This window comes from Mycobacterium sp. TH-M82 (assembly GCF_057473605.1).
On record NZ_JBYCKY010000615.1, the window covers coordinates 1 to 3893 of the forward strand.

A 3893-nucleotide genomic window follows, 5' to 3' on the forward strand; every position below is an offset into this window, starting at 1 on the left:
TCGCCCTGGGCGCGATCAGCGTCAGCCCCGACGGCAATATCCTGGCCTACTCCGTCGACGTCGTCGGAGATGAACGATACACGTTGCGGTTCAAGGATTTGCGCACCGGCGAGCTTTATCCCGACCAGATCGCCGGCGTCGGCGCGGGCGTGACGTGGGCGACCGACAACCGCACTGTCTACTACACGACCGTCGATGCCGCCTGGCGTCCCGACACCGTGTGGCGGCACCGGCTCGGCTCCGGCTTGCCCGCGGAGCGGGTCTACCACGAGGCCGACGAGCGGTTCTGGCTGGCGGTGGGGCGTACCCGCAGCGACGCCTACGTGCTGATCACGGCCGGGTCCGCGGTCACCTCCGAAGTGCGCTACGGTGACGCGGCCGACCCGCAGGCGCGGTTCACCACGGTGTGGCCGCGGCGTGACGGTGTCGAGTATTCGGTGGAGCACGCCGTGGTCGGCGGCCGGGAGCGATTCCTGATACTGCACAACGAGGGCATGGTCAACTTCACCCTGGTGGAGACACCGGTTGACGACCCGGGCGAACAGCGGACCCTGATAGCCCACCGAGACGACGTCCGGCTCGAAGGCGTCGACGCCTTCGCGAGGCATCTGGTGGTCAGCTACCGGGCCGAGGCCCTGCCGCGCATCCAGCTGTGGCCGCTGGGGGCCGGCGGCGAATACGAGGAGCCGCAGGAGATATCGTTCGACACCGAACTGATGGCGTGCGGCCTGGGCGCCAACCCGAACTGGGACTCACCCAAACTGCGGGTCGGCGCCACGTCGTTCATCACTCCGGTGCGGGTCTACGACATCGACTTGGTCAGCGGCGAGCGCACACTGCTGCGGGAGCAGCCGGTGCTCGGTGACTACCGCCGTGCCGACTACGTGGAGTATCGCGACTGGGCGCATGCCCCCGACGGTACCCACATCCCGGTGTCGGTCGTACACCGCACGGACATCGAACTACCCATGCCGGCACTGCTTTACGGCTACGGCGCCTACGAGATGTGCGAAGATCCGCAGTTCTCGATTGCGCGACTGTCCCTGCTGGACCGAGGCACGGTGTTCGCCGTGGCCCATGTGCGCGGCGGCGGTGAGATGGGCCGGCTGTGGTACGAGCATGGCAAGATGCTGGACAAGAAGAACACCTTCACCGACTTCGTCGCGGTGGCACGCCATCTGATTGACACGGGGGTCGCGGGGCCAAAACAGTTGGTGGCGCTGGGCGGAAGTGCGGGCGGGCTGCTGATGGGCGCGGCGGCCAATCTGGCCCCGGATCTGTTCGCCGGCGTCCTGGCGCAGGTACCGTTCGTCGACCCGCTGACCACCATCTTGGACCCGTCGCTGCCGCTGACCATCACGGAGTGGGATGAATGGGGAAATCCATTGGACGACAAGGACGTCTATGCCTACATGAAGTCCTATTCGCCGTATGAGAACATCGTGGCTCGGGAATACCCGCCGATCCTGGCGATGACGTCGCTGCACGACACCAGGGTGCACTACGTGGAGGCTGCGAAATGGGTGGCCGCGTTGCGGCACGCCCAGACCGGTGTCAATCCGGTGTTGTTGAAGACTCAGATGAACGCCGGCCACGGCGGTATCAGTGGACGCTATGAACGCTGGAAGGAGACCGCCTTCCAATACGCTTGGCTGCTGGCCGCCACCGATGCCGCGTATTCCGCCACCGAGCCTTTAGCCCACCCGCTGCGCCGGTGTGAATAGCCCAGGGTCACAGTGCGGCCCGATCAACTGCCGGTCAAACCCGGCGCGTTATCCCGGACCGCCTACTTGACGGCCAGCGACAAGCCGAAATCGCCGACGTCATCTGTCCACCATCGGGTGCGGCGCAGCCCCGCGGCGGCCAGCTCGGCGGCCACCGCATCGGGGCGGAACTTGCATGACACTTCGGTGAGCATCCCTTCGTCTGAAGCGAATTCGACAGTCAATTCCAGAGCGCTGACCCGCACCTGCTGTCGGCGGGTGGCTCGCAGCCACATCTCCATCCGCTCGGCTTCGGCATTCCAGCAGGCGACGTGCTGGAAGGCACCCAGGTCGAAATCGGCGTCGAGTTCCCGGTTGATCACCGCGAGCACGTTGCGGTTGAACCGTGCGGTCACCCCGGCGGTGTCGTCATAGGCGCGCACCAGTCGGCCGGCGTCCTTGACCAGGTCGGTGCCCAGCAGCAGGCTGTCTTGCGGCCGCAGCACCGCCGCCAGACTCGCGAGGAATTCTGCACGCGATCCGGGGGTGAGGTTGCCGATCGTGGACCCCAAGAACACGAACAGTCGCCGCCCGCCGTCGGGAATCTCGGCCAGGTGTTGCTCGAAATCGCCGCAGATAGCCGCGATCTCGACGTCAGGGTAATCGCCCGCGATGGCGGTCGCGGCCGCTGACAGTATGCCGGCATCGACGTCGAACGGCACGTATCGGCGCAGCGAGCCGGTATCGCGCAGCGCGTCCAGCAGGATTCGGGTTTTCTCCGACGTCCCGCTGCCCAATTCGACCAGGGTGTCCGCGCCGGTATAGCACGCGACCTCGATGGAGCGGACTCGCAGGATTTGCGCCTCGGCGCGGGTCAGGTAGTACTCGGGCAGCCGGGTGATCTGAGCGAACAGGTCGCTGCCCACCGAATCGTAGAACCATCTGGGCGGCAACGATTTCGGTGTCTTGCGCAGGCCGTCGAACACATCCCGGCATAGCACCTCATACGCCGAGTCGGCGGCCAGATGGTTGGACAGTGACAGCGTCATAAGATCCTTCCTCGGATCCAGCCGGCTCAGCGAACCCACGGCTCTCCTCGTGCCAGGCGTGCCATCGTGGGCGCGATGCCCTGATCGATCACCCGCTCGGCAAAGTCGTCAGCCGGGCAACGGCCCTGCTCAACCGCTTGGACAAGCCGGCTTATCGCGTCGTGCAGCGGGTTCGGTGCGCGTTCGGCGGCGGTGGCTACACAGCGATTGGCCGCGGCGTACAGGCGCCGGTCGCCCAGCCCGATGCGGGCCGCGGTGTCCCATGCGGTGGCGACCGGTTCGACGGTTTCGGCCGCAATGTCGGCGGCAACCGGGTCATCCAGCAGTGCCACCAGGGTGAACACCACCGCGGGCCAGATGGTGTCGGGCACGGCATCAAGGTAGCGGATCTCCAGCCAACCGCGCGGGCGGACCGGCGGGAACAGCGTGGTCAGGTGGTAGTCCAGGTCGGCAGTGGTGGGACGGCGCCCGCCGAGCAGCGTGCGCCCGTCTGCCCACTCGGCGAACGGCACGGACTGCGTCACTGGCACTGCGTCCGGGGTGTGCACCAGCATCACCGGCGCCTTCAGCGCGTAGTGCGCCCAGTCGATGCCGGGATCGTCGCCGCTGGCGGTCAGGATGGGTCCACAGCGCGTGGAGTCCAGCTCGCTCCAGACCCGCTGGCGGGTGGAGAGCCACCCGGAGAACGTTCCGCCCAGCAGCGGGGAATTGGCGGCGATCGCGATCATGGTCGGCCCCAGGGCATGCGCCAGCCTGACCCGCGTCGCCCACCCGGCGTGCGGCCCGGCGTCGAGGTTGACCTGCACCGAGGCCGTCGACGTCATCATCGCCGCGCCGGCCACGCCGCTGCGGCTGGCAGCGAAGAACTGCTCCATGGCGCGGTACCGCGCGCCCGGATTGACCCGCCGGGCCGGTCGGCGGCCAATACTGCTGTCCGGCATCGCCATGATGATCGCGGCCGATGCCCTGCTGATTGTGGTCTTCGCGTTGGGTTTAGGAGCCGGCGGTGCGTTCCTGGGCTTGGCTGGCGTGGTGGTGTTTGCAGCTGGGTTCAGCTTGGGCTTTGGCTCGCTGCTCGGCGTGTACGCGGGTGAGAGTTTCCCGGGACGGCTGCGGTCGATGGGATCGAGCGCGATGCTCA

2 protein-coding genes and 2 pseudogenes are annotated in these 3893 nt (G+C 67.1%); 2 read left to right on the forward strand and 2 right to left on the reverse strand.

The window, feature by feature from the left end; all coding sequences use genetic code 11:
• A partial coding sequence (locus tag AC2VON_RS18230; RefSeq protein ID WP_486954215.1) for a S9 family peptidase occupies positions 1-1724 on the forward strand: 1724 nt, incomplete at its 5' end.
• Between the two features lie 62 nt (positions 1725-1786).
• On the opposite strand, the gene egtD is transcribed toward AC2VON_RS18230, so the two are convergent.
• Positions 1787-2752 carry an L-histidine N(alpha)-methyltransferase gene (egtD, locus tag AC2VON_RS18235; protein ID WP_486954216.1) on the reverse strand — a complete coding sequence of 322 codons (966 nt, stop codon included), beginning with the start codon at positions 2750-2752 and terminating at the stop codon, positions 1787-1789.
• Between the two features lie 26 nt (positions 2753-2778).
• Positions 2779-3669 (reverse strand): annotated as a pseudogene (egtA, locus tag AC2VON_RS18240) (ergothioneine biosynthesis glutamate--cysteine ligase EgtA); the annotation flags it as partial.
• Between egtA and AC2VON_RS18245 the strand changes: the two are divergent.
• A pseudogene (locus AC2VON_RS18245) lies at positions 3659-3893 on the forward strand (MFS transporter); the annotation flags it as partial. The pseudogenes egtA and AC2VON_RS18245 overlap by 11 nt on opposite strands.

Excerpts from the sequence above, each read along its gene's own strand:
- egtD (WP_486954216.1), bottom strand. The coding sequence starts at position 2,752 with ATGACGCTGTCACTGTCCAACCATCTGGCCGCCGACTCGGCGTATGAG.